Origin of the sequence: Clavibacter sp. CT19, from assembly GCF_027858075.1 — a bacterium.
GTDB classification, from domain to species: domain Bacteria; phylum Actinomycetota; class Actinomycetes; order Actinomycetales; family Microbacteriaceae; genus Clavibacter; species Clavibacter tessellarius_A.
The window spans coordinates 196,162-218,138 of record NZ_JAQHYR010000007.1 but is presented as its reverse complement, the minus strand read 5'-3'; the positions used below and the strand labels follow the sequence as shown (position 1 = coordinate 218,138).

At 72.7% G+C, this 21,977-nt stretch carries 23 protein-coding genes; 2 read left to right on the top strand and 21 right to left on the bottom strand.

What is annotated here, in order from left to right; genetic code table 11:
- Position 1: 1 nt before the first annotated feature.
- The 15 genes from argF to infC form a co-directional block, all read right to left on the bottom strand.
- Positions 2–925 (bottom strand): ornithine carbamoyltransferase, encoded by a 924-nt coding sequence (gene argF, locus PED38_RS10525; protein WP_270981157.1) that lies wholly within the window; start codon positions 923–925, stop codon positions 2–4.
- Between the two features lie 142 nt (positions 926–1,067).
- Positions 1,068–2,285 (bottom strand): acetylornithine transaminase, encoded by a 1,218-nt coding sequence (locus PED38_RS10520; protein WP_270981155.1) that lies wholly within the window; start codon positions 2,283–2,285, stop codon positions 1,068–1,070.
- The gene (argB, locus tag PED38_RS10515) at positions 2,282–3,193 is read right to left on the bottom strand and encodes an acetylglutamate kinase (protein ID WP_175345450.1); all 912 of its coding nucleotides are present in this window, start codon (positions 3,191–3,193) and stop codon (positions 2,282–2,284) included. The genes PED38_RS10520 and argB overlap by 4 nt, the downstream gene beginning before the upstream one ends.
- A 23-nt stretch (positions 3,194–3,216) precedes the next feature.
- Positions 3,217–4,371, bottom strand: a complete 1,155-nt coding sequence (gene argJ, locus PED38_RS10510; RefSeq protein ID WP_063070522.1) for a bifunctional glutamate N-acetyltransferase/amino-acid acetyltransferase ArgJ — start codon at positions 4,369–4,371, stop codon at positions 3,217–3,219.
- A complete protein-coding gene (argC, locus tag PED38_RS10505; protein WP_063070523.1) occupies positions 4,368–5,417 on the bottom strand; it encodes an N-acetyl-gamma-glutamyl-phosphate reductase in 1,050 nt (349 codons plus the stop codon). Before argC ends, argJ begins: the two co-directional genes overlap by 4 nt.
- Positions 5,418–5,538: 121 nt before the next feature.
- Positions 5,539–8,082 (bottom strand): phenylalanine--tRNA ligase subunit beta, encoded by a 2,544-nt coding sequence (pheT, locus tag PED38_RS10500; protein ID WP_270981154.1) that lies wholly within the window; start codon positions 8,080–8,082, stop codon positions 5,539–5,541.
- 2 nt (positions 8,083–8,084) lie between these two features.
- Positions 8,085–9,122, bottom strand: coding sequence for a phenylalanine--tRNA ligase subunit alpha (gene pheS, locus PED38_RS10495; RefSeq protein ID WP_043584844.1), 1,038 nt, complete (start codon positions 9,120–9,122; stop codon positions 8,085–8,087).
- A gap of 118 nt (positions 9,123–9,240) precedes the next feature.
- On the bottom strand, positions 9,241–10,065 hold the full coding sequence (locus PED38_RS10490) for an amino acid ABC transporter permease (protein ID WP_063070525.1): 825 nt from the start codon (positions 10,063–10,065) through the stop codon (positions 9,241–9,243).
- Positions 10,062–10,709, bottom strand: coding sequence for an amino acid ABC transporter permease (locus PED38_RS10485; RefSeq protein WP_270981152.1), 648 nt, complete (start codon positions 10,707–10,709; stop codon positions 10,062–10,064). The genes PED38_RS10490 and PED38_RS10485 overlap by 4 nt, the downstream gene beginning before the upstream one ends.
- 117 nt (positions 10,710–10,826) lie before the next feature.
- Positions 10,827–11,750, bottom strand: a complete 924-nt coding sequence (locus tag PED38_RS10480) for a glutamate ABC transporter substrate-binding protein (RefSeq protein WP_270981150.1) — start codon at positions 11,748–11,750, stop codon at positions 10,827–10,829.
- Positions 11,751–11,907: 157 nt separating this feature from the next.
- Positions 11,908–12,696, bottom strand: a complete 789-nt coding sequence (locus PED38_RS10475; protein ID WP_063070528.1) for an amino acid ABC transporter ATP-binding protein — start codon at positions 12,694–12,696, stop codon at positions 11,908–11,910.
- Positions 12,697–12,860: 164 nt separating this feature from the next.
- Positions 12,861–13,661: a TrmH family RNA methyltransferase gene (locus tag PED38_RS10470; RefSeq protein WP_270981149.1), complete on the bottom strand. Its 801-nt coding sequence runs from the start codon at positions 13,659–13,661 to the stop codon at positions 12,861–12,863.
- A 62-nt stretch (positions 13,662–13,723) separates the two neighbouring features.
- A complete protein-coding gene (gene rplT, locus PED38_RS10465; RefSeq protein WP_063070530.1) occupies positions 13,724–14,116 on the bottom strand; it encodes a 50S ribosomal protein L20 in 393 nt (130 codons plus the stop codon).
- Between the two features lie 47 nt (positions 14,117–14,163).
- Entirely contained in the window at positions 14,164–14,358 is a 195-nt protein-coding gene (rpmI, locus tag PED38_RS10460; RefSeq protein ID WP_012298616.1) for a 50S ribosomal protein L35, read from the bottom strand.
- The gene (gene infC, locus PED38_RS10455; RefSeq protein ID WP_081234801.1) at positions 14,351–14,944 is read right to left on the bottom strand and encodes a translation initiation factor IF-3; all 594 of its coding nucleotides are present in this window, start codon (positions 14,942–14,944) and stop codon (positions 14,351–14,353) included. Before infC ends, rpmI begins: the two co-directional genes overlap by 8 nt.
- Before the next feature lie 395 nt (positions 14,945–15,339).
- Here infC and PED38_RS10450 point away from each other — a divergent pair, with 395 nt between their 5' ends.
- Positions 15,340–15,810, top strand: a complete 471-nt coding sequence (locus PED38_RS10450) for a DUF1844 domain-containing protein (RefSeq protein ID WP_063070532.1) — start codon at positions 15,340–15,342, stop codon at positions 15,808–15,810.
- A gap of 111 nt (positions 15,811–15,921) precedes the next feature.
- On the opposite strand, the gene PED38_RS10445 is transcribed toward PED38_RS10450, so the two are convergent.
- From PED38_RS10445 to PED38_RS10425, 5 genes are all read right to left on the bottom strand, one after another.
- Positions 15,922–16,689, bottom strand: coding sequence for an SseB family protein (locus PED38_RS10445; protein WP_270981146.1), 768 nt, complete (start codon positions 16,687–16,689; stop codon positions 15,922–15,924).
- Positions 16,689–17,435, bottom strand: coding sequence for a bifunctional 1-(5-phosphoribosyl)-5-((5-phosphoribosylamino)methylideneamino)imidazole-4-carboxamide isomerase/phosphoribosylanthranilate isomerase PriA (gene priA / locus PED38_RS10440; RefSeq protein WP_063070534.1), 747 nt, complete (start codon positions 17,433–17,435; stop codon positions 16,689–16,691). The genes PED38_RS10445 and priA overlap by 1 nt, the downstream gene beginning before the upstream one ends.
- A gap of 64 nt (positions 17,436–17,499) precedes the next feature.
- A complete protein-coding gene (hisH, locus tag PED38_RS10435) occupies positions 17,500–18,141 on the bottom strand; it encodes an imidazole glycerol phosphate synthase subunit HisH (protein WP_063070535.1) in 642 nt (213 codons plus the stop codon).
- A complete protein-coding gene (hisB, locus tag PED38_RS10430) occupies positions 18,138–18,746 on the bottom strand; it encodes an imidazoleglycerol-phosphate dehydratase HisB (RefSeq protein WP_063070691.1) in 609 nt (202 codons plus the stop codon). The genes hisH and hisB overlap by 4 nt, the downstream gene beginning before the upstream one ends.
- Positions 18,747–18,855: 109 nt before the next feature.
- Positions 18,856–19,260 (bottom strand): hypothetical protein, encoded by a 405-nt coding sequence (locus PED38_RS10425; protein ID WP_270981144.1) that lies wholly within the window; start codon positions 19,258–19,260, stop codon positions 18,856–18,858.
- Positions 19,261–19,621: 361 nt separating this feature from the next.
- On the opposite strand from PED38_RS10425, the gene lexA reads away from it, so the two are divergent.
- Positions 19,622–20,302 carry a transcriptional repressor LexA gene (gene lexA, locus PED38_RS10420; RefSeq protein WP_012038705.1) on the top strand — a complete coding sequence of 227 codons (681 nt, stop codon included), beginning with the start codon at positions 19,622–19,624 and terminating at the stop codon, positions 20,300–20,302.
- A 73-nt stretch (positions 20,303–20,375) separates the two neighbouring features.
- Here lexA and hflX read toward each other — a convergent pair whose 3' ends face one another.
- Positions 20,376–21,938 carry a GTPase HflX gene (gene hflX / locus PED38_RS10415; RefSeq protein ID WP_063070536.1) on the bottom strand — a complete coding sequence of 521 codons (1,563 nt, stop codon included), beginning with the start codon at positions 21,936–21,938 and terminating at the stop codon, positions 20,376–20,378.
- Positions 21,939–21,977 lie beyond the last annotated feature (39 nt).

Sequence of the window (21,977 nt, the reverse complement as noted above, 5' to 3'; positions counted from 1 at the left end):
GCTACGCCTGGCGCAGGAGCCAGACGAGCAGGGCCTTCTGGGCGTGGAGGCGGTTCTCCGCCTCGTCCCAGACCACCGAGCGCGGGCCGTCGATGACCTCGGAGGCCACCTCGTACTCGCGGTCGGCGGGCAGGCAGTGCAGGAAGATCGCGTCGTCGACCGCGTGCGCCATCAGCTCGGTCGTGACCTGGTACGCGCCGAGCTCGGCGAGCCGCACGGCCTTCTCCTCCTCGCGGCCCATCGACACCCAGGTGTCGGTGACCACGACGTCGGCGCCCGTGACGGCCTCGACCGGATCCGTGAGGACCCGGACGGAGCCGCCGGTGGACGCGGCGATGCGCTCGGCGTCGGCCACGACGGACTCCGACGGCACGTAGCCGGCTGGCGCCGCGATGCGCACGTGCATGCCCGCGGTGGCGCCCGCGAGGAGGTACGACTGCGCCATGTTGCAGGCGCCGTCGCCGAGGAAGGTGAGGGTCTGGCCGGCGGGGTCGCCGCGGTGCTCCCGGATGGTGAGCAGGTCGGCCAGCAGCTGGCAGGGGTGGAAGTCGTCTGACAGCGCGTTGACGACGGGGACCGTCGTGCCCGCGGCCATCTCCTCGAGGCCCGCCTGGCCGTAGGTGCGCCAGACGATGGCGGCGACCTGGCGCTCGAGCACGCGCGCGGTGTCGCTCGCGGTCTCCTTGCCGCCCAGCTGGCTGTTGGCGGTGCTGATGACGAGCGGGACGCCGCCGAGGTCCGCGATGCCGACGGCGAACGAGACGCGGGTGCGGGTCGAGGACTTGTCGAAGATGACGGCGACCGTCTGCGGACCCGCGAGGGGGCGCTCGGACCAGCGCTCGCGCTTCAGCCGCATCGCCAGATCGAGCACCTCGGCCTGCTCGGCCGGGCTCAGGTCGTCGTCGCGCAGGAAGTGGCGGGTCATCGCATCGCTCGCTCTCGGGGGACTCGGGATCGATCAAGCCTAGGGGACGTGCGGGGGCCGTCCGGTCCGGGAGCGGCCCCGCGCGGGGGCGCCGACGGACCGACGACCAGGGGAGGGATCGGGCCGCCCCGCTCCCCCGCGATCAGCGCAGGTGCGCCAGCGCGCGGCCGAACCGCTCGCGGAAGTCGCGCACCTCCGCGTCGCCGACGATGAGCGGGGGTGCGATGCGCAGGCTGCGCGCGTTGGGGGCGTTGATGATGAGCCCCTCGCCGAGCGCGGCGGCCGCGATGCGCCCGCCGTCGTCGTGGTGGAGGCCCACGCCGATGAGGAGGCCGCGACCGCGGACCTCGGCGATGAGCGGGGAGTCGAGGCCGGTGATGGCCGCGCGGATCTCCTCGCCCCGACGCGCGGCGTTCTCCACGAGCCCGGCGTCCTCGATCTCGGCGAGGACGGCGTCCCCGGCCGCGGTGGCCAGCGGGTTGCCGCCGAACGTGGATCCGTGCTGGCCCTTCTGGAGGAGGTCGGCCGCCGCGTCGAAGGCCACGAGCGCCCCGATGGGGACGCCGCCCGCGATGCCCTTGGCGATGGTGACCGCGTCCGGCCGGACGCCCTCGTGCTCGTAGGCGAACCAGCGGCCGGTGCGGCCGACGCCCGTCTGGATCTCGTCGAGGATGAGCAGCGCGCCGTGCTCGCGCGTGAGCTCCCGGGCGCGGCGGAGGAAGCCCGCAGGCAGGTCGACCACGCCGGCCTCCCCCTGGATCGGCTCGAGGATGAGCGCCTGGACGGTGTCGTCGATCGCGGCCTCGAGCGCCTCGAGGGTCGGTGCGATGTGCTCGACGCCGCCGGGCAGCGGCAGGAACGGCGCCTGCAGCGCGGGCTGTCCGGTGAGCGCGAGCGCGCCCATCGTGCGGCCGTGGAACGAGCCCTGGAGCGTGATGACACGCGTGCGCCGCTCGGATCCGTTGCGGCGCGCCAGCTTGAAGGCCGCCTCGTTCGCCTCGGCACCCGAGTTGCCGAAGTAGACGCGGCCGGTGTCGCCCGCGCCCGTGATCCGGCGGAGGCGTTCGGCGAGCGCGATCTGCGGCGGCGTGGCGAAGTAGTTGGAGACGTGCGCCAGCGTCGAGACCTGCTCGGTGACCGCGCGGATGAGCGCCGGGTGCGCGTGCCCGAGCGAGTTGACGGCGATGCCGGCGAGGAAGTCGAGGTACTCGCGACCGGTCGAGTCCCACACGCGGCAGCCCTCGCCGCGCACGAGCATGGCGAGCGGCGGCGGGGACGAGCGCATCATCGCGGCCTGGAAGCGGTCGGACCACTCGCTCTCGGTCTGCGTGGTGCGCCGCTCGGGCTGGGTCGTGGTCATGCGGGCACGACCTCCGTTCCGATTCCGTTCGTGGTGAAGATCTCGAGGAGCATCGAGTGCGGGATGCGGCCGTCGATGATGGCGGCCTTGGGCACTCCCCCGTCGACCGCCTCGAGGCACGCGGCCATCTTCGGGATCATGCCCGACTCGAGGGAGGGCAGCAGGGCGCGGAGCTCGTCCGCTCGGATGTCGGAGACGAGCGATCCGCGGTCGGGCCAGTCGCGGTAGAGGCCGGCGACGTCGGTGAGGATGACGAGCTTCTCGGCCCCGAGGGCCACGGCGAGCGCGGCGGCGGCGGCGTCCGCGTTGACGTTGAGCGAGACGGCCGGGTCGGACTCGTCGGGCGCGATGGACGAGACGACGGGGATGCGACCGGCGTCGAGCTGCGCGAGCACGGCCGTGGGGTCGACGGAGACGACGTCGCCCACGAGGCCGAGGTCGACCTCGACGCCGTCCACGACCGCACCGCGACGGCGGCCCGTGAACAGGCCCGCGTCCTCGCCGGAGACGGCGGCAGCCAGCGGGCCGTGGGCGTTGATGCCGCGCACGACGTCGCGGCTGACCTGCCCGGTGAGCACCATGCGCACGACCTCGAGCACCTCGGGCGTGGTGACGCGGTAGCCCCCGCGGAACTCGCTCTCGATGCCGAGGCGCGTGAGCATCGCGCTGATCTGCGGGCCGCCGCCGTGCACGACGACCGGCCGGAGCCCGGCGTACCGGAGGTAGACGACGTCCTCCGCGAAGGTGCGCGTGAGCTCCTCGTCGACCATGGCGTTGCCGCCGAACTTCACGACCACGATGCGGTCGTGGAAGCGCTGCAGCCACGACAGCGACTCGATGAGCGTCGCCGCCTTCGACTCGGCCTGCGCCTGGTCGCGCTCCGCGGCGTCCTGCGTGATGGCGGTCACGTCCGTCCTGTCTGCGCCCGCCATCAGCTGGCGTACGCGCTGTTCTCGTGCACGTAGTCGTGCGTGAGGTCGTTGGTGAGGATGGTCGCCGTCGCGTTGCCCGCGTGCAGGTCGATGAGCACGTGCACGGCGCGCGGGTGCAGGTCGACCAGGTCGCGGCTCGCGTGCGGCTCGCCCGCGCGGCACACCTCGACGCCGTTGATGGCGACGTCGATGCCGTAGGGGTCGAATGCGGCGCCCGTGGTGCCGACCGCGGCGAGCACGCGGCCCCAGTTGGGGTCGTTGCCGAAGACGGCGGCCTTGAACAGGTTGCTGCGCGCGACCGCACGGCCGACCTCGACGGCATCGTCGTCGGACGCCGCGTGCACGACCTCGATGGCGATGTCGTGGGACGCGCCCTCGGCATCGGCCTGGAGCTGCTCGGCGAGGTCGGCGCACACGGCCGTGAGGGCGGCCTGGAACTCCGCGATGTCGGGCACGAGGCCGGATGCACCGGATGCCAGGAGCGTGACCTGGTCGTTGGTGGACATGCAGCCGTCCGAGTCGAGCCGGTCGAACGTGACCCGCGTGGCCTCGCGCAGCGCGGCGTCGAGCCGGGCGGCGTCGAGGTCGGCGTCCGTGGTGATGACGACGAGCATCGTCGCGAGGCCCGGTGCGAGCATGCCCGCGCCCTTGGCCATGCCGCCCACGGTCCAGCCGGCGTCGGAGGACCGCGCCGACTGCTTCGGCTTCGTGTCGGTGGTCATGATGGCCCGCGCCGCGTCGTCCCCGCCGCCCGCGCCGAGCGCGACGGCCACGCGGGCCACGCCGTCCTCGAGCTTGTCGAGCGGGAGCTGCTCGCCGATGAGGCCCGTGCTGCAGACCAGCACGTCGCCGCTGGAGACGTCGAGCGCGCGGCCGACCGCCTCGGCGGTCGCGTGCGTGACCTGGAACCCGCGGGACCCGGTGTAGCAGTTGGCGCCGCCGGAGTTGAGCACGACGGCGCTCACCCGGCCGTCGCCGATGACCTGGCGCGACCAGAGGATGGGGTTCGCCTGGCAGCGGTTGCTGGTGAAGACCGCGGCGGCCGCCTGCGACGGGCCGGTGTTGCGGACGAGGGCCACGTCGAGCGCGCCCGTGGACTTGAGGCCGGCCGCGACCCCTGCCGCGACGAAGCCGCGTGCGGCGGTGACGCTCACGGGGCGACCCCGTTCACCGGGAGGCCGAGATGCTCGGGCAGCCCGAGCGCGATGTTGGCCGACTGGATGGCCGCGCCCGCCGTGCCCTTGACCAGGTTGTCGATGGCCGTGACCGTGACGACGCGACCGGCGGCCTCGTCGACCGCGAGGCCCACGAGCGCGGTGTTCGACCCCGTGACGTCGGACACGTTCGGGAACGACCCCTCGGGCAGCAGGTGCACGAACGGCTCGTCGGCGTACGCGCTCTCCCACGCGGCGCGCACGTCGTGCGCGGAGGCGCCGGGCGCGAGGCGCGCGGTGGCCGTGGCGAGGATCCCCCGCGCCATCGGCACGAGCACGGGCGTGAACGAGACGCTCACGTGCCGGCCGCCCGCGGCCTCGAGGTTCTGGCGGATCTCCGGGGTGTGCCGGTGGGTGCCGCCGACCGCGTAGGCGCTCGCGGATCCGAGGATCTCGCTCGCCAGCAGGTTGGTGCGGAGCGAGCGCCCGGCGCCGGAGGGGCCGACCGCGAGGACCGCGACGATGTCCTCGGGCTCGATGACGCCCGCGCGGATGCCGGGCTGGAGCCCGAGCGTGATGGCGGTGACGTTGCAGCCGGGCACCGCGATGCGCTTCACGCCGGAGAGGCGCGTGCGCTGGGTGCCGCCCTCCTCGGCGTGCAGCAGCTCGGGGAGGCCGTAGGGCCAGGCACCCGCGAAGTCGCCGCCGTAGAAGGCGTCCCACGCCGCCTCGTCGACGAGCCGGTGGTCGGCGCCGCAGTCGACCACGAGCGTGGAGTCGTCGAGCTCGGCCGTGATGGCGCCGGACTTGCCGTGCGGCAGCGCGAGGAAGACCACGTCGTGGCCGGCGAGCTGCTCGGCCGTCGTCTCGACGAACGTGCGGTCGGCGTACGAGGTGAGGTGCGGATGCACCTGCCGCAGCCGCTCGCCCGCGTTCTGGAAGGCGGTGAGCGTCGTGACCTCGAGCTGCGGGTGGTCGGCGAGCAGGCGGAGGAGCTCCCCGCCCGCGTAGCCGCTGGCGCCCGCGACGGCGACTGAGAATGACATGCATCAAACCTAGCGCCGGTGCCGGGGGCGCCCTGCCGGGAGACGGGCGCCGGACGCTCGCGCGGGCGGGCCCTCCCTGGGGAGGAGCCCGCCCGCGCGGATCGACGCCGCTGCCGGCCCGCTACTCGCGGAGCGCGGCGCCGAAGCGCTCGGCGGCGAGCCGCACGGCTCCGTCTCGCGCCGCGCTGGCCTCGGCCGCGGTCAGCGTGCGGTCGGGAGCCCGGAAGCGGAGCGCGAACGTGAGCGAGCGGGTGCCCGCGTCCACGCCCGGGCCGCGGTAGTCGTCCACGAGCCGGGCGGTCTCGAGCAGCTCGCCCGCCCCCTCGACCACCGTGCCGAGGATCTCCCCCGCGGGGATCTCGAGCGGCACCACCAGGCTGAGGTCCTGCGTGGCGACGGGCATCGACGTGAGCGGGCGCACCTCGACGGTGCCGCCGGCGAGCGCGACGATCCGGTCGAGGTCGACCTCGGCGAGCGCGACGCGCTCCGGCAGGTCGAGCTCCGCGGCGAGCGCGGGCAGCAACTCCCCCGCGAAGCCGACGATGACGGGCCCGTCGGACGTGACGACCTCGACGGCGGCCGTGCGCCCCGGGTGCAGGGCGATGTGCGCGCCCTGCTCAAAGCGGATCTCGACGCCCGCCGCGTGCGCGAGCTGGCGGACCGCGTCGAGCGCGTCCACGAGGCCGGCGCGCTGCGCGGGCGTGCCCGGCTGCTTCGGCACGGCGTCACCGAGGATCAGCACGCCCACGTGGCGCGGCTGCGGCGGGATTCCCGCGTCGAGCGCGCGGAGCGTCTCCGCGTCGGGGCGGGCGGCGCCGGGCGGCATCTCGGGCGAGCCGTACGCGACGCCCGCCGACGGCAGGAACACGGTGCCGGTCTCGAAGAGCGCGAGGTCGGTGGATCCGCGCGACAGGTTGCGCCGCGCGATGTCGACGAGCCCGGGCAGCAGCGAGCGCCGGAGCAGCGGGAAGGCGACGTCGAGCGGGTTGGCGAGCCGGACCGCGGGGGCGTCGTCGCGGTCCGCGGCGCCGAAGCGCGCGTTCTGCGCCTCGGAGGCGAAGGGCGAGCCCATGACCTCGGTCAGCCCGCTCGCGGCGAGCACGAGGGATGCCTGCCGGCGGAGGCGCTGCGCCGCCGTGAGGCCGCGGCCGGGCGGCGCGACGGGCAGCACGGCCGGGATGCGGTCGTAGCCGACGATGCGCGCGACCTCCTCCACGAGGTCCGCGCGGTGCCGGAGGTCGGGACGCCAGGTCGGCGGCGTGACGAGGAGGACGCCGTCGCGCTCCTCGAGCGCGCAACCGACGTCGGCGAGCGCGTGGCGCACCTCGTCCGCGGTGTAGTCCAAGCCGACGAGCGACGCCGGGTAGCCGAGCGGCAGCTCGACGGCGTCCGGTGCCGTGCTCGTGTCGAGGACCGATCCGAGGCCCTCCGCGTGCCCGCCCGCGAGCTCCTCGAGAAGCTGCACGACGCGCGCCGCGGCAGCCGGCGCGATCGCCGGGTCGACCCCGCGCTCGAAGCGCTTGGACGCCTCGCTCGGCAGCTTGTGCCGGCGGGCCGTGCGCGCGATCGACACCGGCTCGAAGCCGGCCGCCTCGATCAGCACGCGCGTGGTGCCCGCGCCGACCTCGGTGGATGCCCCGCCCATGACGCCCGCGAGCCCGACGGGCCCGGAGTCGTCGGCGATGACGAGGTCCTCGACGTGCAGCGCGCGCTCGCGCCCGTCGAGGGTCACGAGCGTCTCGCCCTCCGCGGCGCGACGCACCACGAGGCCGCCCTGCAGCCGGTCGAGGTCGTAGGCGTGGATCGGCTGGCCGAGCTCGAGCATGACGTAGTTCGTCACGTCGACCGCGAGCGAGATCGACCGGACGCCGGCCAGCGTGAGCCGCGAGACCATCCACGGCGGGGTGGGACGGGAGACGTCGAGGCCGGAGACCACGCGCGTGACGAAGACCTCGGCCCCGACGCGTCCGCGGATCGGGGCGGCGTCGTCGACGCGCACCTCGACGCCCTGGACGGGCGCCTCGGCCGCGAGCAGCGCGAGCGCGTCCGCGGGGTCGGTGAACGCGGCACCCGTGGCGTGCGCGTACTCGCGGGCGATGCCGCGGATCGAGAACGCATACCCGCGGTCGGGCGTGACGTTGACCTCCACCGCGGTGTCGTCGAGATGCAGGAGCGCGAGCGCGTCCGTGCCGACCTCGGGGTCGAGGCCGAGCGAGGACAGGACGAGGATGCCGTCGTGCTCCTCCCCGAGGCCGAGCTCCCGGGACGACGCGATCATGCCGTCGGACACGTGCCCGTACGTCTTCCGCGCGCTGATGGGGAACGGGCCGGGGAGCACCGCGCCCGGCAGGCTCACCACGACCTTGTCGCCGACCACGAAGTTGTGCGCGCCGCAGACGATGCCGCGCACGTCCTCCCCGCCGTCGGCCGCCGTGGCGCCCTCGGGCGCGACGCGCACCTGGCACCAGTTGATGGTCTTGCCGTTGGTCTGGGGCTCGGGGGTCGCCTCGAGCACCTGCCCGACGACGACGGGGCCCGAGATCGAGAACGCGTGCACGTCCTCCTCCTCGAGGCCCACCTTCACGAGCGCCGCGTGGACGTCCTCGGGGACGACCTGCGCGGGGAGCTCGACGTGCTCGCCGAGCCAGCTGATCGGGATCCTCACGACTACACCACCATCCCGAATTGCGCGCCGAATCGGATGTCGCCCTCGACGATGTCGCGCATGTCGGAGAGGTCGTTGCGGAACATGAGGGTGCGCTCGGTGCCCATGCCGAACGCGAAACCCTGGTACTCGTCGGGGTCGATGCCCGCGGAGCGCAGCACGTTCGGGTTCACCATGCCGCAGCCGCCCCACTCGATCCAGCGGGGACCGCCCGCGGCGGCCGGGTGCCAGACGTCCATCTCGGCGCTCGGCTCGGTGAAGGGGAAGTAGTTGGGGCGGAGCCGGATGCGCGCGTCCTCGCCGAACATGGAGCGCGCGAAGTGCTCGAGCGTGCCGCGCAGGTGCGCCATGGTGAGGCCGCGGTCGATGGCGATGCCCTCGATCTGGCGGAACGCGGGCGTGTGCGTCGCGTCGAGCTCGTCGCTGCGGAAGGTGCGGCCCTGCGCGATCGTGTAGACCGGCAGCTCGTCGGCGAGCAGCGTGCGGATCTGCACGGGCGACGTGTGCGTGCGGAGCACCAGGTGCGCGTCGGTCGGATCCACGTAGAAGGAGTCCTGCATCGCGCGCGCCGGGTGGTCGGGCGGGAAGTTGAGCGCGTCGAAGTTGAACCACTCGCTCTCGAGCTCCGGGCCCTCGTTCACCTGCCAGCCCATCCCGACGAAGATGTCGGCGATGCGCTCCTCGAGCATGGTGAGAGGGTGGCGGGCGCCGGCGCGCCAGCGGCTCGGCAGCGCGGTGACGTCGACGGCCTCGGCGACGAGGCGCTCGGCGGCCTCCTGCTCCTGGATCTCGGCCTCGCGGGCCTGGAACGCCTGCGTGACGCGGGCGCGCGACTGGCCGACGAGCTTGCCGGCGTCCTTGCGCTCGGCGGGCGGCAGCGACCGGAGCGACCCGTTCAGCCGGGCGAGCGGGGACGCCTCGCCGATGTGGGCGGAGCGCGCCTGGGCGAGCGACGCGGAGTCGGTGGTGGCGGCGAGCGCGGCCATCGCCTCGTCCACGGCGGAGGCGACGCTCTCCTCGGAGATCTGGGGTTCGGACATGAGGCCCGAGTCTACCGATCGGACGGGGCGCGACCCGCCCTCACGAGGACGCGCGACGGGCCCGCCGCGTGCGTGCGACGGGCCCGTGACGGGAGGCGGGGAGCGCCCCGCGGAGGGCCTACGCCCCCTGCGAGGTCCCGACCGCGACGGTCTTCGCGACACGCGGACCGCGCTTGCGGGCGAGGCGACGCGCGATGGTCGAGACCGTGAGGTTGAGCACGAGGTACATCCCCACCATGACCACGAAGATCGGCAGCGAGTTGTCGCGGCTCGTGGCCTCGAGGATCAGCTCCCCCTGCTTGGTGAGGCCCACGAGGCTCACGATCGTGCCGAGCGCGGTGTCCTTGATGAGCACCACCAGCTGGGCGACGATGATCGGCAGCATCGTGCGGAACGCCTGCGGGAACTCGACGAGCAGGCGGTTCTGCAGCGGACGCAGGCCGATGGCGAGGCCCGCCTCGCGCTGACCGCGCGGGAGGCCGAGGATGCCGGACCGGAGCGCCTCGCCGATGATCGCGCCGTTGTAGAGCGTGAGCGCCGTCACGACCGACCAGTACGGGCCGATCGGGAAGATGAGGTAGATGAACAGCATCATCAGCAGCACGGGCATGCCGCGGAAGAACTCGAGCACCACGGTGACGGCGTAGCGCACGATCCGGTGCTCGCTCATCCGGAGGAGCGCGAGCACCATGCCGAGCAAGATCGCGAGCACCGCGGCGACCGCGGCGGACTGCAGCACCACCCAGAGGCCCTTGAGCAGCAGGCCCCAGACGAGCGGGTCGTTGAGCACGAGCCAGATGTCGGGGCTGAACTGCCCGGCCTGCTGCAGCTTGACGGCGGCGAAGGCCAGGACGGCCACGAGCACGACCCCGGTGACGACGGAGAGGATGCGGGAGCGACGGCGGGCGCGGGGGCCGGGGACGTCGTAGAGGACCTGGCTCATCGGGAGACCGCCACTCGCTTCTCGAGGTGGTCCGCCAGCTGACCGAGCGGGACCGTGATGATGAGGTAGAAGAACGCGACGCCCACGAACACCCAGACGACCGCGTTCCCGTTGGCGTTCGCGACGTCGCGGCCCACGTTGAACAGCTCGTAGATGAAGTAGGCGCCGGCGATCGACGTGTTCTTGGTGAGCGCGATGACCACGTTGATCAGCGGCGGCACGACCGTGCGCAGCGCCTGCGGCAGGATCACGTGCCCGAGCGTCTGCGAGAACGTGAGCCCGATGCTGCGCGCCGCCTCGGCCTGCCCGACCGGCACGCTGTTGATGCCCGAGCGGATCGCCTCGGCGAAGAACGGCGCCGTGTAGAGCGTGAGCGCGAGCACCGCGGCCGTCATGAACGGCAGCGCGCCCGAGATCGACGTGATCACGACGCTGAAGAAGGTGAAGACGAGCAGGAGCGGGGTGTTCCGCAGCAGCTCGACGTACACCGTGGAGGTGGCGCGGAGGCTCGCGACGGGCGAGATCCTCATGGCGGCGATCACGACCCCGAGCGGGAGCGCGAAGAGCACCGTGGTGAGGAGCAGGCGCAGCGTGCCGCCGAACCCCCGGAGGAACACGTCGAGATTGTCGAGGATCACGTCCACGGCACACCTCCTGGATGATGCGTCCGGCGGGCCGGACGGCGGGTGGATCCGGGCGCTCGGGCGCCCGGACGAGGGAGGGCCCCGCGCGCGCGTCGGCGCGCGCGGGGCCCGGTGGGACTAGTAGCGGTCGATCGCCGGGGGCTCCGGCGTGTCGATGACCGTGCCGGCCGTCGCCTCGAACAGGCGCGCCCAGGTGCCGTCGTCGTAGGCCTCCTGCAGCGTGTCGTCGATGAAGGTCCGGAAGGCCTGGTCGTCCTTGGCCACGCCGATGCCGTAGGGCTCCTCCGTGAAGGTCTCGCCGTCGCCGACGAGCTTGAACTCGCCCTCGTTCTGGTCGATGAAGCCGGAGAGGATCACGTTGTCGGTCGTGACCGCGGACACCTGGCCGTTGCGCAGCGGGTCGAGGCACTTGCTGTAGACGTCGGTGGGCACGACGACCGCGCCGAACTTCGCCTCGATGTTCGCGGCGGGCGTGGATCCGGCGACGGAGCAGACCTGCTTGCCGCGGACGTCCTCGGGGGTCGTGATGGTCGTGTCGTCCGCGAGCACCATGAGCGCCTGGCCGGCGACGTAGTACGGTCCCGCGAAGCCCACGACCTCCTTGCGCTTGTCGTTGATCGTGTAGGTCGCGACGACCGCATCGACCGAGCCGTTCTGGATGAAGGGCTCGCGGTTCGCGGACACCGTCTCCGTGAACTTGATGCCGTCGAACGGGATGCCCATCTTGCTGGCGACGAGCGCCGCGATGGCGACGTCGAATCCGGCGGGCTTGCCGTCGAGTCCCGCGAGGCCGAAGAGCGGCTGGTCGTACTTCGTGCCGACCTTCATCTCGCCGGCGGCCGCGAGGCGCGCCATCGTGGTGCCCTCGTCGAACGTGGGGTTCTCCGCGAGCTCGAGCTTGTAGGGGCCGTCGCCGTTCTCGGGCGCGTTCGTGCCGGCGTCGATGCCGCCGTTCGAGGCGCTGCCGGCGGCGCCGCAGCCCGTGAGGGCGACGACGACGATCGCGGCGGCCGCGGCGATGGTCAGTTTCCTGTTCTTCATGGTTCCCGTTTCTCTGCTGGTGAGGTGGATGACGGATGCGACGTGTCGCGCGTGGTGCGGGTCGTGCCGTGGTGCGGGTCGTGCGGGCACCCGGACGCGCCTGCCTCGGCGGCGTCCGGATGCGGCGGGCGGGCGGCTCGGGCGGCCCGCCCGCGCGTCAGTGGGCGAGGATCTTCGAGAGGAAGTCCTGCGCGCGCGGGCTCTGCGGGTCGTCGAAGAACGCCTGCGGGGTGGTGTCCTCCTCGATGGCGCCGTCGGCCATGAAGATCACGCGGTCCGCGGCCTTGCGGGCGAAGCCCATCTCGTGGGTGACGACCACCATCGTCATGCCGTCCTTCGCGAGGCCGACCATGACGTCGAGGACCTCGGTGATCATCTCGGGGTCGAGCGCCGAGGTGGGCTCGTCGAGGAGGATCAGCTTCGGGTCCATCGCGAGCGCGCGCGCGATCGCGACGCGCTGCTGCTGGCCGCCGGAGAGCTGGGCGGGCATCTTCTGCGCCTGGTTGGCGACGCCGACGCGGTCGAGGAGCTCCATCGCCCGCTTCTCCGCCTCGGCCTTGCTCTTCTTGCGGACCTTGATGGGCCCGAGGGTCACGTTCTCGAGGACGGTCTTGTGCGCGAACAGGTTGAACGACTGGAAGACCATGCCCACGTCGGCGCGGAGGCGTGCGAGCTCGGCGCCCTCGGACGGGAGGTCCTGGCCGTCGATGGTGATGGTGCCGTCGTCGATGGTCTCGAGCCGGTTGATCGCGCGGCACAGCGTCGACTTGCCGGAACCGCTGGGGCCGATGACGACGACGACCTCGCCGCGGTTGACCGTGGTCGAGATGTCCTTGAGGACGTGCAGGTCCCCGAAGTGCTTGTTGACGTGGGATACGACGACCAGGGGCTCGCCGACCGCTGCTGCGGCGGGCGAGGCGGGGTCCACCGTCGGGCTCTGCTCCATGCGAACACCATATCCATGACGGTGTTTCGTCCGCGTTTCCCCGGGGCATCGTCACCCCATCGTGACGCGCCGCTCGCGTTTCCGCCGATCAGGCCCGGTGGACCCGCCCGTCGGAGACCTCGCGGCCGTCAGGCGTCCGCGGCACCGACCGTCGGGCCGCCGGCTCAGGCGCGCTGCGCGAACGCCGACTCGTAGAGGCACACGGATGCGGCGGTCGCGAGGTTCATCGACTCGGCCTGGCCGTAGATCGGCACGACGACGGCGCGGTCCGCGAGCGCGAGGTGCTCGTCCTGGAGGCCGCGGGCCTCGTTGCCGAACAGCCACGCGGTGGGCGCGGCGAGGCCGCCCGACGAGCGCTCGGCGAGGAGGTCGTCCCCCTTCACATCGGCGGCGAGGACCTGGAGACCTGCGGCCTTCACGCGCTCGAGCACGGCGTCGAGCTCGGGCATGATCGCGACCGGCAGGTGGAACAGCGATCCCGTCGTGGCGCGCACGACCTTGGGGTTGTAGAGGTCGACCGACCGGCCCGTGAGGATCACGGCGTCGGCTCCGGCGGCGTCGGCGGCGCGGATGATGGTGCCCGCGTTGCCGGGATCGCGCACCTCCTCGAGGATCGCGATGAGGCGCGGCTCGTCGCCGAGGATCTGCTTGAGCGAGGTGGGGAACTGCCGGCACACGCCCACGACGCCCTGCGGCGTGACGGTGTCCGCCATCGACGCGATGACGTCCTCCGTGACGAACTCGACCTCGACGTCCGACTCGCGGACCGCGCGCGCGAGATCCGGGTAGCGGTCGAGCGCCGTGGGCGTCGCGAAGAGCTCCAGGACGAGGTCGGGCCGGAAGGCGAGAGCCTCGGACACGGCCTGCGGACCCTCGAGCAGGAAGAGGCCGGTGTCGGCACGGGCATCCCGCTTCGCGAGCTTGGCGACGCCTCGGACGCGTGGGGAGCGGGGGTTGTCGAGCATGGCCCAAGACTAATGGCGCGCCCCCGAACGGGGACGCGCCATCAGCGGTGGGGCGGGATGCGCTACGCGTTCGCCGCGACCTTGGGGGCCGAGGTGTTCGCGGGCAGGGCGGCCTTGGCCGTCTGCACGAGCGAGGCGAAGGTCGCGGGCTCGTGGACCGCGAGGTCCGCGAGGATGCGACGGTCGACCTGGACGCCGGCGAGCGAGAGGCCCTGGATGAGGCGGTTGTACGTCAGGCCGTTCGCACGGGCGGCGGCGTTGATGCGCTGGATCCAGAGGCGGCGGAACTCGCCCTTCTTGGCGCGGCGGTCGCGGTACGCGTAGACGAGGGAGTGGGTGACCTGCTCCTTGGCCTTGCGGTACAGGCGCGAGCGCTGGCCGCGGTAACCGGCGGCGCGCTCGAGGATGACCCGACGCTTCTTGTGGGCGTTGACGGCCCTCTTGACTCTTGCCATTTCAGTTGTTCCTATTCGAGTTCAGGTGTCGCGGGCGACGAGGGGGTCTAGCGACCGAGGAGCTTCTTGGCGACCTTCATGTCGGCCTTGGCCAGGGGCTGGTCCTGGTTGAGTCGCGCCTTGCGCTTGGAGGACTTGACCTCGAGGTTGTGGCGCATGCCGGCCTGCTGCTTCATGATCTTGCCGCTGCCGGTGACCTTGAAACGCTTCTTGGCACCCGAGTGGGTCTTCTGCTTAGGCATTGTTCTCTTCTCTCGCTTCTCGTGCGCTCGCCTTGTTGGCGTCGCGCTTCGCGTTGGCCTCGGCCTTGGCCTCGGACTTGTTCTTGTGCGGTCCGATGACCATGACCATGTTCCGGCCGTCGATCGTGGGGGTGGACTCGACGCTGCCGAACTCGGCGACGTCCTCCGCGAACATCTTGAGCAGGCGCACGCCCTGGTCGGGACGCGACTGCTCGCGGCCGCGGAACAGGATCATGGCCTTGACCTTGTCGCCGTCCTGGAGGAAGCCCTCGGCGCGCTTGCGCTTGGTCTCGTAGTCGTGCTTGTCGATCTTCAGGCGGAAGCGCACCTCCTTGAGGATGGTGTTCGCCTGGTTGCGGCGTGCTTCCTTGGCCTTCTGCGCGGCCTCGTACTTGAACTTGCCGTAGTCCATGATCTTCGCCACGGGGGGCTTGGAGTTGGGCGCGACCTCGACGAGGTCGAGGTCGGCTTCCTGCGCGAGACGCAGCGCGACGTCGATGGATACGACGCCGACCTGCTCGCCTGCTGGGCCAACGAGGCGAACCTCAGGAACTCGGATTCGATCGTTGGTACGGGGATCGCTGATGGACTGCTCCTATTCGTGTCTTCGGGTGGCCCGGCGGCGTGTGAGCCGCTCGGATTCGAGACGAGGAGAGTTCTTCACCAGGGTGCGACGGATGCGTCGTACTCGGCAACACGCCCTTCCCCGCAGATGCGGGGCTCCCGTCTGCGGGTTCCCCTGCGGGATCCGTTCGGACGGGGGAGCGAAATCGACCCGGTAACCTATGGAGGCGGTCAAGCGCGGGTGGGAGATCAATCCTCTTTCGAACCGGGACTGTGACAGCCCCGGAGCCGTCGATCAGCATAGCAGACACCGGGTCCGTCCCGGAAGGGCGGGGATCGACGCCGCGGCGGGTCACCGCACCGGGCCGCATCCGCTCCCCGCCGCCGCACCGCCCGCACCACCAGCGAAGGACAGACATGACCGACACCCCCCGTCCCGACTCCGCGCCGGACGCGCACGTGCACCGCTTCGAGGAGCCGGACGCCGCGGTCGACGCCGCAGGCCCGGCCGAGGGAGTCGAAGGCGCCGCGGGCGTCGCCGACGAGGACACGGCCGACTTCGTCGCCGACCAGTACGCCCGCGACATCGCCGAGGTCTCCGCCGTTGAGGTCATCACCACCACCGCCGTCCACCTCATGAGCGCCGCCGCCGTCAAGTGCGGGCTCGCCGACGACCCCGCGACGCAGACCGACCTCGCCGAGGCGCGGAAGCTGATCATCTCGCTGGCCGGCCTCGTCACCGCCGCCTCCCCCGAGCTCGGCGACCAGCACGCGCGCAGCCTCCGCGACGGCCTCCGCTCGCTGCAGCTCGCGTTCCGCGAGGCGTCGCCCTACCCCGACGCGATCGGCCAGGGCCCCGGCGAGAAGTACACCGGCCCCGTCTCCTGACGCACGACCCGCGCGGCGTGGCCCGCCCGGGACGCGGGTCCAGCGCACGCGCCGCCCACGAGGCCGAGGACGTCCGAGGCGCTGCCGCGGTCGGCGCTCCCGCGCACCCGGTCAGGCGGCCGAGGTGACGCGGAGCCCCATGCTGTCGACGCGGTCGGCGAGCACGGCGCTCCGCGACCACCGGTCCTGCACCCGCGCGAGGAGGTCGTCCAGCGCCGACCGGTCGAGACCGTCGACGAGCAACAGCGTGATGAGGAGCTCCGGGCCCTCGAGGCGGGCCCGCGGGTCCCCCGACGCCGTGCCGAGCGCCACGACGGCGGGCTCCTCCCGGACGCTCTCCTCGAGCTCCGCGACGACCTCCGGGTCCTCCGGGCTCGGGGTCCACGGCAGCGACCGCGCGACCGCCCAGACGGCGGGACGACGCAGCACGAACTCGGTGTCGGACATCGGGTCGAGGACGACGAGGTCCGTCTCCTCGCTCGCGGCGGCCAGCGCGACCCGCACGGCGTCCGTCGGCACGGGCCGGGCGGCCGGATTCCATCGGCCCATCGCGGCGACGGACGTGAACACCGGCATCACCGTGCGGCCGTCGGGCCCGGCGACCGTGATGATCGACAGCTCGGCGCTCTTGTCGGCCTTCAGGCCGGTCTCGCCCACCCCCTCCTCGCCGAGACGCGCCACCAGCGGGATGAGCAGGCGGGCGTCGCGGAGCGCGTCCACGACCGCGGCCGCCCCCACCTCGCCGCGTCCGTGCCGGGCGAGCGCATCCGCCAGGGCGGGAGGCGCGGATCCGTCGTCGCCCGGGAACGCGGTCGGCTCGAAGGAGCGGCCGGCCCAGGGCGTCCCGGCGGAGTCGGCGTGCGGCGTGGAGCCCGTCATCACTCCCCGGCGACGTCGAGCGCCTGGCCGAGCGTGAACGCGCCCGCGTAGAGCGCCTTGCCGACGATGGCGCCCTCGAGCCCGAGCGGCACGAGCTCACGCAGGGCGGCGATGTCGTCGAGGCTGGAGACCCCGCCGGACGCGACGACCGGGCGCTCGGTGCGCTCGAGCACGTCGCGCAGCAGCTGCAGGTTCGGCCCCTGGAGCGTGCCGTCCTTGGTCACGTCGGTGACGACGTAGCGCGCGCAGCCGGCCTCCTCGAGGCGCTCGAGCACCTCCCAGATGTCGCCGCCGTCCTGGGTCCAGCCGCGGGCCGAGAGGGTGCGGCCGCGAACGTCGAGCCCGACCGCGACGGCATCGCCGTGCTGCGCGATGACGCTGGCCGCCCACTCGGGGTTCTCGAGCGCCGCGGTGCCGAGGTTGATGCGCGTCGCGCCGCTCTCGAGCGCCACGTCGAGCGAGCGGTCGTCGCGGATCCCGCCCGACAGCTCGATCTGCACGCCGTCGATGGCGCGGATCACCCGGGAGATGACGGCGAGGTTGTCGCCGCGGCCGAACGCGGCGTCGAGGTCGACGAGGTGCAGCCACTCGGCGCCCTGCTCGGCCCAGTCGCGGGCCGCGTCGACGGGGTCGCCGTAGCCGGTCTCGGTGCCGGCCGCGCCCTGCGTGAGGCGCACGGCCTGGCCGCCGGCCACGTCGACGGCGGGCAGGAGGGTCAGGCGGGGCGTGCTGGTGAACTCGCTCATGGTCGCTCTCGTTCTGTCGTGCGGGCGGGCGGATGCCGTCGGCGACGGCGGGGCGTTCGGGCCGTCAGGCGGCGCGGAGGGTGCCGAGCCAGTTGGCGAGCAGCCGGATCCCGGCCTCGCCCGACTTCTCGGGGTGGAACTGGGTGGCGGACAGAGGGCCGTTCTCCACGGCGGCGACGAAGCGCTCGCCGTGCGTGGCCCACGTGACGCGCGGCGCCGGCAGCGGAGGAAGCGCGTCGATGCCCCAGGTGCGCGCGGCGTAGGAGTGCACGAAGTAGAAGCGCTCCTCCTCGAGCCCGGCGAACAGCGACGATCCCGACGGGGCGTCGACCGTGTTCCAGCCCATGTGCGGCAGGACGTCCGACTCGAGGCGGTCCACCGTGCCCGGCCACTCCCCCAGCCCGGCGACGTCGACGTCGCGCTCCACGCCCCGGTCGAACATGACCTGCATGCCGACGCAGATCCCGAGCACGGGTCGCCCGCCGGCGAGGCGGCGGTCCACGACGCGGTCGCCGCCGGCCGCCCGGAGCGATGTCATGACCGCGGAGAACGCGCCCACCCCGGGGACCAGGAGCCCGTCGGCCTCGTGGGCCCGTCTCGGGTCGCCCGTGAGCTCGACGTCGGCTCCCGCCAGCTCGAGCGCCTTGACGGCGGAGTGGACGTTGCCGCTTCCGTAGTCGAGGACGACGACGGAGGGCCGCGTCACAGCGCGCCCTTGGTGGACGGGATCCCGGACACCCGCGGGTCGAGCTCCTTCGCCTGGCGGAACGCGCGGGCGAAGGACTTGAACTCGGCTTCGGCGATGTGGTGCGGGTCGCGTCCCCCGAGCACGGTGACGTGCACGGTGAGGCCCGCGTGGAAGGTGATGGCCTCGAAGACGTGACGGACCATGGATCCGGTGAAGTGGCCGCCGATGAGGTGCATCTCGAACCCGGCGGGCTCGCCGGAGTGCACGAGGAACGGGCGACCGGAGATGTCGACGACGGACTGCACGAGCGCCTCGTCGAGCGGCACGAGCGCGTCGCCGAAGCGCGCGATGCCGGCCTTGTCGCCGAGCGCCTGGCGGATGGCCTGGCCGAGGACGATGCCCACGTCCTCCACCGTGTGGTGCACGTCGATGTGCGTGTCGCCCGTGGCGGTGACCTTCAGGTCGGTGAGCGAGTGCTTCGCGAAGGCGGTGAGCATGTGGTCGTAGAACGGGACCGAGGTGCTGATCTCGGAGGCGCCGGTGCCGTCGAGGTCGAGCTCGAGCTCGATGCTGGACTCGCTGGTCTGCCGCGTGACGTGCGCGGTGCGCGCGAGGGTGCTCATGCCCTCCATGCTACCGAGCGGCTCCGACTCCCCCGCTCGCTCCCGGCCGCCACCGGGAGACGAGCGGGCCCCGCCTGCCGTCGCCCGCGTGCGGGGGCGCCAGGAGGGATCAGCGGGCGTACTGCGCCGGCACGGCGAGCTGCTGGCCCGCCGAGACGTCCGACGTGGGCAGCCGGTTGAGGTCGACCAGCGAGGCGATGACATCGCGCGGGTCGGAGGACGGCGCGATCTCCTCGGCGAGGTCCCAGAGGGACTGGCCGCTCGAGACGGTGACGTACTCGAGGGGCGCGGCCGCGGCGTCCTTCGACGCGACGGCGGCGCCGCCGTTGAGGGCCACGAGCCCGACGCCCAGCGCCAGGGGCATGGCGACGAGCGCCGTGAGGACGACGCGGCCTCGACGGGTGATGCGCAGGCGCGTGCGCGGCGCGACGGCGGCCTCCGCGACGGCGATGGATGCGGGTGCGGGTGCGGGTGCGGGTGCGCTGACAGTGGCGGCGGGGGCTGCGGTGTTCATGGTGACCTCTCGTGCGAGACGGTGGGGCGTCGATGCGACGCGCCCGGCGGTGCAGTGCGGTACGGCATGCGATGCGGGTCCGGCAGCTCGCACCCGGCTCTCGGCCGGGAGAGCCGGATGCGAAGCTGTGTTCCGAACATACATTCGAAGACGGCGCTCCGCAAGCCCCCATCGCCCCGATCGTGCATCGTCGGCCGCGACACGCTCGAACAGGTGTTTGTACGAGGTGCCCCGGGTGGATACAGTTTCGAGTGCCTGGTCTCCATTCCACCGGGCACCACCGACATCGCCCTCGCGAGGGCGTCGCCCCGCCGGGTCGACGCGCCGCGGAGGGCGTCGGCGACGAGAGGCGGGCCGTGGCATGACGGACGAGCGAGCGGCGGGCGGCGGCGCGACGAGGCGCCGCAAGAGCCTCAGCGACAAGCAGATCTCGATCCTGGAGTTCATCCAGCGCACCATCGCCGGCCAGGGCTACCCGCCGAGCATGCGCGAGATCGGCGACGCCGTGGGCCTCGCCTCGCTCTCCAGCGTCACCCACCAGCTCAACCAGCTGGAGCTCTCCGGCTACCTCCGGCGCGACCCGAACCGGCCCCGCGCCCTCGAGGTGCTCATCGACCTCCCCGGCAGCGGCGCCGCCGAGAGCGGCGAGCCGTCGACGCCCGTGGGCGACGCGGCCATGGTGCCCATGGTCGGGCGCATCGCGGCCGGCATCCCCATCACCGCCGAGCAGATGGTCGAGGAGGTCTTCCCCCTCCCCCGTCAGCTCGTGGGCAAGGGCGACCTCTTCATGCTGCGCGTCGTCGGCGACTCGATGATCGACGCGGCCATCTGCGACGGCGACTGGGTCGTCGTGCGCCAGCAGAAGACGGCCGAGAACGGGGACATCGTCGCGGCGATGCTCGACGACGAGGCCACCGTCAAGGTGTTCCGCCAGCGCGACGGCCACACGTGGCTGCTGCCCCGCAACAGCGCCTTCGAGCCGATCCTCGGCGACTTCGCCGAGGTCGTCGGCAAGGTCGTGGCGGTCATGCGCTCCGTCTGACGCCCGCACGACGCACGAGAGCGGCCGGTCCCCGAGGGGATCGGCCGCTCTCGTGCGTGCGGGGAGTCGCGGATCAGGCGGTGGGCACCACCGCGTACCGGGCGACCTGCGCCTGCTGCTCCGCCGTGACGAGCGCGCGCACGCGCGTCCCGTCCTCGACGTAGGACGTCTCGAGCACCTTCGCGCCGTCGTGCAGCATCGCCACGACCTCGCCGTGCTCGAACGGCACCAGCAGGTCGACCTCGATGGTCGGCTGCGGCAGCAGCTCGGCGATGCGGCGACGCAGCTCCTCGACGCCCTCGCCCGTGCGGGCGGAGACGAACACGCCCTGCGGGGCGAGCCCGCGGAGGACGACGCGGTCCCCGTCCGACGCGAGGTCGCTCTTGTTGAACACCACGATCTCCGGGATGCCCGACGCGTCGACCTCGGCGATGACCTCGTGCACGGTGGCGAGCTGCGCGGCCGGATCCGGGTGCGACGCATCCACGACGTGCACGAGCACGTCGGAGTCCGCGAGCTCCTCCAGCGTCGAGCGGAAGGCCTCCACCAGCTGATGCGGCAGGTTGCGGACGAAGCCCACCGTGTCGGCCAGCGTGTACAGCTGCCCCTGGTCGGTCTCGGTCTTGCGGACCGTGGCGTCGAGGGTGGCGAACAACGCGTTCTCCACGAGCACGCCCGCCTTCGTCACCCGGTTCAGCAGCGACGACTTGCCGGCGTTCGTGTATCCCACGATGGCCACCGACGGCACGGCGTTGCGGTCGCGGTTGGCGCGCTTCGTGTCGCGCGCGGGCTTCATCCCGGCGATCTGCTTGCGCAGCTTCGCCATGCGCGTGTTGATGCGTCGGCGGTCGAGCTCGATCTTCGTCTCACCCGGACCGCGGGATCCCATGCCCGCGCCCGCGCCGCCGACCTGGCCGCCGGCCTGGCGCGACATCGAGTCACCCCAGCCGCGGAGGCGGGGAAGGAGGTACTGCAGCTGCGCGAGCTCGACCTGCGCCTTGCCCTCGCGGCTCTTGGCGTGCTGGCTGAAGATGTCGAGGATCACGGCGGTGCGGTCGATGACCTTGACCTTCACCACGTCCTCGAGCGCGCGCCGCTGGCTCGGGGCGAGCTCGGTGTCGGCGATGACGGTGTCGGCACCGACCGCGGCGACGAGCGCACGCAGCTCCTCGGCCTTGCCGCTGCCGAAGTAGGTGCTGGGGTCCGGGGTGGGCCGGCGCTGCAGCAGGCCGTCGAGGACCACGGCGCCCGCGGTCTCGGCGAGAGCCGCGAGCTCGCGCATGCTGTTCTCGGCGTCGTCGACGGAGCCCTGCGAGTACACGCCGATCAGCACGACGTTCTCGAGGCGCAGCTGCCGGTACTCGACCTCGGTGACGTCCTGGAGCTCGGTCGACAGGCCGGCGACGCGACGCAGCGCCTGGCGGTCCGCGCGCTCGGACTGGTCGCCGTCGAAGCCCTGCTCGGTGTCGGGGGCCGCGGACAGCGCCTGCGCACCGGATCCGCGGAAGAGGGCGTAGCCGGCGGACCGGTTCTCCGCCCGGGCGAGGACGCGCGCGACGACGTCGTCCCCGGCGGTGCTCTCGGTGGACGTCGTCGTCGGGTCCGCGGGCTGGTCGTGCTCGTCGTGCGTGATCATGTGCTCCCATCGTAGCGTCGGCGTCCGGTATCGTCCCGT

Coding starts and splice junctions, on each gene's coding strand:
- PED38_RS10480 (WP_270981150.1), bottom strand. CDS start 11,750: ATGAAGAACAGGAAACTGACCATCGCCGCGGCCGCCGCGATCGTCGTC.
- hflX (WP_063070536.1), bottom strand. CDS start 21,938: ATGATCACGCACGACGAGCACGACCAGCCCGCGGACCCGACGACGACG.
- argF (WP_270981157.1), bottom strand. CDS start 925: ATGACCCGCCACTTCCTGCGCGACGACGACCTGAGCCCGGCCGAGCAG.
- PED38_RS10475 (WP_063070528.1), bottom strand. CDS start 12,696: ATGGAGCAGAGCCCGACGGTGGACCCCGCCTCGCCCGCCGCAGCAGCG.
- rplT (WP_063070530.1), bottom strand. CDS start 14,116: ATGGCAAGAGTCAAGAGGGCCGTCAACGCCCACAAGAAGCGTCGGGTC.
- PED38_RS10450 (WP_063070532.1), top strand. CDS start 15,340: ATGACCGACACCCCCCGTCCCGACTCCGCGCCGGACGCGCACGTGCAC.
- PED38_RS10470 (WP_270981149.1), bottom strand. CDS start 13,661: ATGCTCGACAACCCCCGCTCCCCACGCGTCCGAGGCGTCGCCAAGCTC.
- PED38_RS10490 (WP_063070525.1), bottom strand. CDS start 10,065: ATGAGCCAGGTCCTCTACGACGTCCCCGGCCCCCGCGCCCGCCGTCGC.
- PED38_RS10445 (WP_270981146.1), bottom strand. CDS start 16,689: ATGACGGGCTCCACGCCGCACGCCGACTCCGCCGGGACGCCCTGGGCC.
- argC (WP_063070523.1), bottom strand. CDS start 5,417: ATGTCATTCTCAGTCGCCGTCGCGGGCGCCAGCGGCTACGCGGGCGGG.
- rpmI (WP_012298616.1), bottom strand. CDS start 14,358: ATGCCTAAGCAGAAGACCCACTCGGGTGCCAAGAAGCGTTTCAAGGTC.
- priA (WP_063070534.1), bottom strand. CDS start 17,435: ATGAGCGAGTTCACCAGCACGCCCCGCCTGACCCTCCTGCCCGCCGTC.
- lexA (WP_012038705.1), top strand. CDS start 19,622: ATGACGGACGAGCGAGCGGCGGGCGGCGGCGCGACGAGGCGCCGCAAG.
- pheS (WP_043584844.1), bottom strand. CDS start 9,122: ATGTCCGAACCCCAGATCTCCGAGGAGAGCGTCGCCTCCGCCGTGGAC.
- PED38_RS10425 (WP_270981144.1), bottom strand. CDS start 19,260: ATGAACACCGCAGCCCCCGCCGCCACTGTCAGCGCACCCGCACCCGCA.
- hisB (WP_063070691.1), bottom strand. CDS start 18,746: ATGAGCACCCTCGCGCGCACCGCGCACGTCACGCGGCAGACCAGCGAG.
- PED38_RS10520 (WP_270981155.1), bottom strand. CDS start 2,285: ATGACCACGACCCAGCCCGAGCGGCGCACCACGCAGACCGAGAGCGAG.